The organism is Nocardia farcinica (assembly GCF_029867845.1).
In the GTDB taxonomy this organism is placed as follows: Bacteria; Actinomycetota; Actinomycetes; order Mycobacteriales; family Mycobacteriaceae; genus Nocardia; species Nocardia farcinica_A.
In genome coordinates this window covers 1-6,280 of sequence record NZ_JARWRU010000901.1, presented here as the reverse complement: position 1 = coordinate 6,280, position 6,280 = coordinate 1, and the positions used below count along the sequence as shown (strand labels likewise).

Annotated in this window: 6 protein-coding genes; 5 read left to right on the top strand and 1 reads right to left on the bottom strand. The window is 71.0% G+C overall.

Going from position 1 to position 6,280, the window contains the following annotated elements; all coding sequences use genetic code 11:
* Window positions 1–141: 141 nt before the first annotated feature.
* The gene (locus QH283_RS19860) at window positions 142–828 is read right to left on the bottom strand and encodes a response regulator transcription factor (RefSeq protein WP_280504491.1); all 687 of its coding nucleotides are present in this window, start codon (window positions 826–828) and stop codon (window positions 142–144) included.
* A gap of 451 nt (window positions 829–1,279) precedes the next feature.
* Here QH283_RS19860 and QH283_RS19855 point away from each other — a divergent pair, with 451 nt between their 5' ends.
* The 5 genes from QH283_RS19855 to QH283_RS19835 all read left to right on the top strand — a co-directional run.
* Entirely contained in the window at window positions 1,280–4,069 is a 2,790-nt protein-coding gene (locus tag QH283_RS19855; protein WP_280504490.1) for an ATP-binding protein, read from the top strand.
* Window positions 4,066–4,476: a roadblock/LC7 domain-containing protein gene (locus tag QH283_RS19850; protein WP_280504489.1), complete on the top strand. Its 411-nt coding sequence runs from the start codon at window positions 4,066–4,068 to the stop codon at window positions 4,474–4,476. The genes QH283_RS19855 and QH283_RS19850 overlap by 4 nt, the downstream gene beginning before the upstream one ends.
* Window positions 4,477–4,483: 7 nt before the next feature.
* The gene (locus QH283_RS19845) at window positions 4,484–4,858 is read left to right on the top strand and encodes a DUF742 domain-containing protein (RefSeq protein WP_051027397.1); all 375 of its coding nucleotides are present in this window, start codon (window positions 4,484–4,486) and stop codon (window positions 4,856–4,858) included.
* Complete coding sequence (locus tag QH283_RS19840) at window positions 4,839–5,471, top strand: GTP-binding protein (RefSeq protein ID WP_280504488.1); 633 nt, start codon at window positions 4,839–4,841, stop codon at window positions 5,469–5,471. The genes QH283_RS19845 and QH283_RS19840 overlap by 20 nt, the downstream gene beginning before the upstream one ends.
* Before the next feature lie 13 nt (window positions 5,472–5,484).
* A partial coding sequence (locus QH283_RS19835; protein ID WP_280504487.1) for an MHYT domain-containing protein occupies window positions 5,485–6,280 on the top strand: 796 nt, incomplete at its 3' end.

The window sequence follows — 6,280 nt, the reverse complement described above, 5'->3', positions numbered from 1 at the left end:
GGCCCGCTGGGTCCCCCCCCCGCGCCGCTAACCCCACCGCGGCCGCGCCTGGGGGGGGCGCTGGGGGGGGGGCCGGGGCGCGCCGGGGGGGCCGGGCGCGCCCCGGGGACGTCGCGGGGTGCTGCGTGCCATACCCGCGGCCTAGGGCGGTGTCTCGCGCAGGACGTAACCGACCCCGCGCACGGTGTGGATGAGCCTCGGCTCGCCCTCGGCCTCGGTCTTGCGCCGCAGGTAGCCGATGTAGACCTCGAGCGCGTTGCCGGAGGTGGGGAAGTCGTAGCCCCACACCTCCTCGAGGATGCGGCTGCGGGTCAGCACCCGGCGCGGGTTGGCCATGAGCATCTCCAGCAGGGAGAACTCGGTGCGGGTGAGGCTGATCGAGCGGGCGCCGCGGGAGACCTCCCGGGTCACCGGGTCAAGGGACAGATCGGCGAAGTGCATTGCCTCCGAGATCTCCCCGGGATCTGCGGCGCGGCGGCGCAGCAAGGCGCGCAAACGCGCCAGCAATTCTTCGAGCGCGAATGGCTTGGGCAGATAATCGTCGGCGCCCGCGTCGAGTCCGGCGACTCTTTCGGAAACCGAATCTCTGGCCGTCAAAACCAGAATCGGAAGATCGTCGCCGGTGCTGCGCAAACGCCTGCAGACCTCGAGGCCGTCCAGGCGGGGCATCATGACGTCGAGCACCAGGGCGTCGGGGCGCTGGGCCGCGGCCTTCTCCAGGGCGTCCATCCCGTCGACGGCGAGGTCCACGGTGTAGCCGTTGAAGGTCAGCGACCGGCGCAGCGACTCCCGGACGGCCCGATCGTCGTCGACTACCAGAATCCGCATGCGACCAGTCTGACCGCAGCGACTGAGAGCCGACTGAGAGGGTCCGTGCGACACGCCGCAGGGCCGGTGGCCCCGGCGACACGCCGAGCCGGACGGGTGACCAGCGGCTTTCCCGCGAGACCGTGCGCCGCAAGGCCGTCCGCCTGGTCCGTTTCGGTGCGAAAGGCGTTAGCGGCGCGCATATTAGAGAATAATCGCCGCCTCCGCCCCGGATTGCCGTTACAAGTCAGGCACGGTATGTTCCCTGCGGTAAAAACAAGACCTCGAGTTGGTTCTCAACGGGTTGGTTCACGGGTTGGTTCCTGGACTTGATTGACCTGGACTAGTTGAACAGCCGCTAACCATCCCGGGGACCCGCGCGGAGTGGAGGCGACGGAAGCGGATGGATGCAGCACCGCGTTCCCGGCAATTCAGCCTGTCGAACTGGCCAGTCACCCGCAAGGTCGGGATCGTGCTCCTGCTCCCCGTGGTGCTGGCGTCGACCTTCGCGGCGCTGCGGATCAACGACGAGCTGAACCTCATCTCCCAGCTCGACGCCGCCACCGCGCAGGCGCAACTGGTGCGCCCGATGCTCACCTTCGGCGCGGCGGCCGAGGAACTGGCGATCGCGGCCGTGACCGCCGAACCCGGCAGCGACGCCGACGTCGTGACCGACGAAGCCGCCGCCGAGTTCGACCAGGCGACCGCCGATCTGGAGACGGCGCTGCGCTCGGTCGAGGCCGACGACGTCACCCAGGAGCTCTCCGCGGCCATCGCGGCCGGTCGCGCCATGCGCAACGGGCTGCGGGCCAGCTCCCCGGTGACCATCGCCGAACAGGTCGGCCAGGTGGGCGACCGGATCATCGCGGCCACGGCGGTCTCGAACTCGCTGGAGGAAATCACCATTCAGCGGTACTTCCTGCAGCTCGGCCTCATCGCCAACAAGCGCCGCCTGCTCACCCAGGAGCACCTGACGGTGGCCACCTCCGACGCCAACCCGGCCAGCCAGGCGAACCTGCTGACGATGCTGGGCGCGGAGATGGTTCTCATCAACGTCTACGCCTACCTGAGCCCGGATTCCGCGGCCAACGCCGACGTGCTGCTCGAGGCGGTGCAGACCCGTATCGGCGCGATCGGCCAGAGCACCGGCCGCCTGTCGCAGAACGAGGTCGTCTACGCCTCGCTCGGCCAGAGCACCGACGCCTACACCGAGGCCACCGGCATCCTCCTCGACATCATCGACCGCAAGCTGGCCGACCGGACCGCCGAACTGCGCGGCGTGGTGCTGCGCGACATCGCGATCGTGGTCACCACCCTGCTGGCCGGTCTCGCCCTCGCCCTGGCGGTCGCCCGCTCGCTGGTGCTCCCGATCCGCCGCCTGCGGCACGGCGCCCTGCAGGTCGCCCACGTCGACCTGCCCAACGAGCTCGAGGTGGTGCGCTCCGGCGGCGCCACCCCGGAACCGACCCGCGTCGACGTGCACACCACCGAGGAGATCGGCCAGCTGGCCCGAGCCATCGACGACATCCACGGCGCGGCGCTCCACCTGGCCGCCGAGCAGGCCCGCCTGCGCCTGCAGATCGGCAGCATGTTCGAGACGCTCTCGCGGCGCAGCCAGTCCCTCGTCGAGCAGCAGCTCTCGCTCATCGAGGAACTCGAGCACGACGAGGACGACTCCGGCCGCCTGCAGAGCCTGTTCCGTCTCGACCACCTCGCCACCCGCATGCGCCGCAACGGCGACAACCTGCTGGTGCTGGCCGGCACCGCGCTGCGCCGCGGCCACCTGCCGCCGGTGCCGTTGTCGGACATGCTCTGGAGCGCGGTCTCCCAGGTCGAGGACTACCAGCGAGTGGAGATCGGCGCCGCCCCCGACGGCGTGGTGCCCGGCGAGCCCGCGGTCGACATCGAGCACCTGCTCGCCGAGCTGATCGACAACGCGCTGCGCTACTCCCCGCCCACCACCTCGGTGGCGGTGTCGGTGGCCCGCTCGGTCGACGGCGGCTACCTGATCGAGATCATGGACCGCGGCCTCGGCATGTCGGCCGAGGACCTGCAGACCGTCAACAGCCACCTGGCCTCCGGTGGCGAGGTGACCGTCGAGACCGCGCGCCGCATGGGCCTGTTCGTGGTCGGCCGTCTGGCCAAGCGCCACAACATCACCGTGAATCTGCGCCGTACCTCGGCGATGACCCAGCAGCCCGGCATCACCGCCAGCGTGCACCTGCCCGGTTCGCTGGTGACCACGCTGCCGCCCACCGACAAGAACCCCAAGGAACTGCTCTCGCCCACGCCGTCGAAGCCGGAGCAGACCTCCTCCTTCGACCTGCCCGGCGCACCGCAGCCGAGGATCCTGCAGCCGGTGCCGACGCCCGCCCAGGCCGAGGCGGGCGAGCCGCCGAGGTCCGCCATCGGCACCGGCAGCAACGGCCTGCCGCAGCGTCGTCCGGCCATCCGGGTGGCGCCCTCGCCCGAGCAGAACGCCTCGGGTCCGGCCACCGGCGAGTCGCCGAAGGTGGACGTGTGGGCCGAGCCCGCGGAGTACGCCGACACCCCCGCGCCCGAGTCGTTCCCGGCCGAGGCGCTCGGCCCCGACTACGCGACGCAGACCTACCCCGTCCAGGACGGCAAGGACACCGGGGCCGACACGGCAGAATCGAACGCCACCGGCGGCGGGCCCGACGGCGCGGACAGCCACCCCACCGAGGTGTACTCCGGCGGGTCCGCGCGGGCCTTCGACAGCTACCAGGGCGATCCGTACGTCACCGACGTCTACGTCCCCGGCGATCCGGTCCCCCAGCAGGTTCCGATCCCCCGGCGCGAGCCGTCCGGCGCGTCCGCGCAGACCGACTCCGGCCAGAGCTCGCCCGCGCAGACCACCTCGACCGGACTGCGCCCGGTCACCACCGAGTCGCCGACGCCGATCTATCAGCGCATGGTGTCGGAGTGGCTGGTTGAGCCCGCCTCCTCGGGCTCGGAGGGCGAGGACGACAAGGACGACGCGAGCGGCGGCCACTGGTCAGCGCCCGGCGACACCGGCTGGAAGGCCGCCGCCGAGGCCAGCAAGCCCACGGTGTCCGGACGGACCAACGGCGGCCTGCCGATCCGCCGCCCCGGCGCCCAGCTGGTGCCGGGCGGTCTCGCGCCGGCCAACGAATCGAACGCGCGTGATCCAGAAGAGATCCGCAACAGTTTGACCAGGCATCTCAGCGGGGTCCGCAGTGGGCGGGCCGACGCCCAGTACAACGACGGAGGGCTCGAGTGACCGAGAAACCTAGCACCACAACGGACGAGAACCTGAACTGGCTGGTCACCCGCTTCACCAGGGACGTGCCCGGGGTCACCCACGCTGTGCTGGTTTCCGCCGACGGCTTGCTCCAGGCCACCAGCCCGCACCTGCCGCCGGACCGGGCCGAGCAGCTGTCCGCGGTGACCGCAGGCCTGGCCAGTCTGTCCACCGGTGCGGCCCAGCTGTTCAACGGCGGCAAGGTGATGCAGTCCATCGTGGACATGCAGCGCGGGTACCTGCTCGTCATGACGGTCGGCAACGGCTCGCACCTGGCGGTGCTGGCCAACAAGAGCCACGACATCGGACGCATCGGCTACGAGATGGCACTGCTCGTCGACCGGGTCGGCTCGGTGGTCCAGGCGACCGCGCGTAGTGCCGTCTGAGAGTGGCATGTCCACCCCATCCGGCGGGGGGCCGGGTATTCCGCCTACCCGAGTCCGCCCCTATGCACTGACATCGGGCCGGACCGAGCCCGCGGTCGACCTTCCCCTGGAGGCGGTCATCGAGACCATCTCCTACACTGCCCATCTCGAATGGCCGGTCGGCGATATCCGCACCGATATCGTCCGGCTGGGCACCGCGCGTCTGTCGGTCGCCGAGATCACCGCCAAACTCCAGCGCCCGCTGGGTCTGGTGCGCGTCGTGATCGGAGATCTCGTCGTCGCTGGAACGCTGCGTGTGCATTGGACCCTGAGTGACCAGGCGAGCTATGACGAACGCCTGTCCCTGATGGAGAGGACATTGCGTGGACTCCGCGCCCTATAACCCCACGCCGTTCGGCGGCACGGCGCCGCAGGACAACCGCACCGCCTCGACCAAGATCGTCGTCGCCGGTGGTTTCGGTGCGGGCAAGACCACCTTCGTCGGCGCCGTCTCGGAGATCGTGCCGCTGCGCACCGAGGCGATGGTGACGGGCTTCTCCGACGGCATCGACGACCTGGCGGCCACCCCGGGCAAGGAAACCACCACGGTGGCGATGGACTTCGGCCGCATCATGCTGCCCGGCAACCTCACCCTGTACCTGTTCGGCACGCCGGGCCAGCGCCGTTTCTGGTTCATGTGGGACGACCTGATCCGCGGCGCCATCGGCGCGGTGGTGCTGGTCGACACCAGGCGCATCGAGGACAGCTTCGCCGCGGTCGACTTCTTCGAGGCCCGCGGCCTGCCGTTCCTGGTGGCGGTCAACCGGTTCCCCGACGCCCCGCGCTTCCCGGTCGCGGAGCTGCGCGAGGCCCTCTCGGTCCGCCCGATCGTGCCGATCGTCGACATCGACGCCCGCAACGCCATGGAGGTGCGCCAGGCGCTGGCGGCGGTGACCGAGTACGCGATCCAGCGTCTGGCCGCTCAGCAGCGGGAACAGCCCGTCGGACGGGCGTGAGGGTGCTGCCGCGGTGAGCTACTTCTCCATGGGCTACTGGGTCCTCGGCCTGGCGGCGCTGGTCTCGGTGGTCGGCGCCCTGGTCGGCCTGATCTGCGTGCGCCAGTCGACCGAATCGGTGACCCAGAAGTTCCGGCTGGTCTGGCAGGTGGCCGCCGCGGTGTGCCTCGGTGGTGTCGGCACCTGGCTGGCGGTCTTCGTCTCGATGCTCGGCGTGGCCCCCACCGACGACGGCCTGATCCGCTACGAGTCCGCCCGGCTGATCACCGCGGGCGTGATCGCGGTGGCCGCGGTGCTCGGCGGCCTGCTGTCGCTCGGCTCGCAGGCCGATCTGCCCCGGCTCGGCATCGCGGGCGCCGTCATGGGGCTGGGCACCTCGGTGATGCTGTATGTCGCGATGGACGGCATCCACGTGCGCGGATCGGTGTCCTCGGCGTGGTGGGCGGTGATCCTGGCCGCGGTGATCGCGGTCGCCATCGCCACCGCCACGCTCTGGTTCGTCGTCCGGCGCGCGCCCATCCGGGTGCTGATCGCGGCATCGGTGCTGTTCGCGGTCGGCACCCTCGGCATGCACTACGTACGCCTGGCTGGCATGGACATCGCGCTCGACGAGAGCGTCGGGCGACCGCCGGGCGACGACCTGTTCGGCTTCCTCGTCCCGATGTTCGTGATCGGGATGCTCTCGCTGGCGGTTCCGATCACCGCGGTGCTGGTGGCTCCCGACCGGCGGCTGCGCATCGCCCCCCCCCCCCCCCCCCCCCCCCCCCCCGGCCCCGCCCCCGCCCCCCCGCCCCCCGCCCCCCGCCGAC

Coding starts and splice junctions, on each gene's coding strand:
- QH283_RS19860 (WP_280504491.1), bottom strand. CDS start 828: ATGCGGATTCTGGTAGTCGACGACGATCGGGCCGTCCGGGAGTCGCTG.
- QH283_RS19845 (WP_051027397.1), top strand. CDS start 4,484: ATGTCCACCCCATCCGGCGGGGGGCCGGGTATTCCGCCTACCCGAGTC.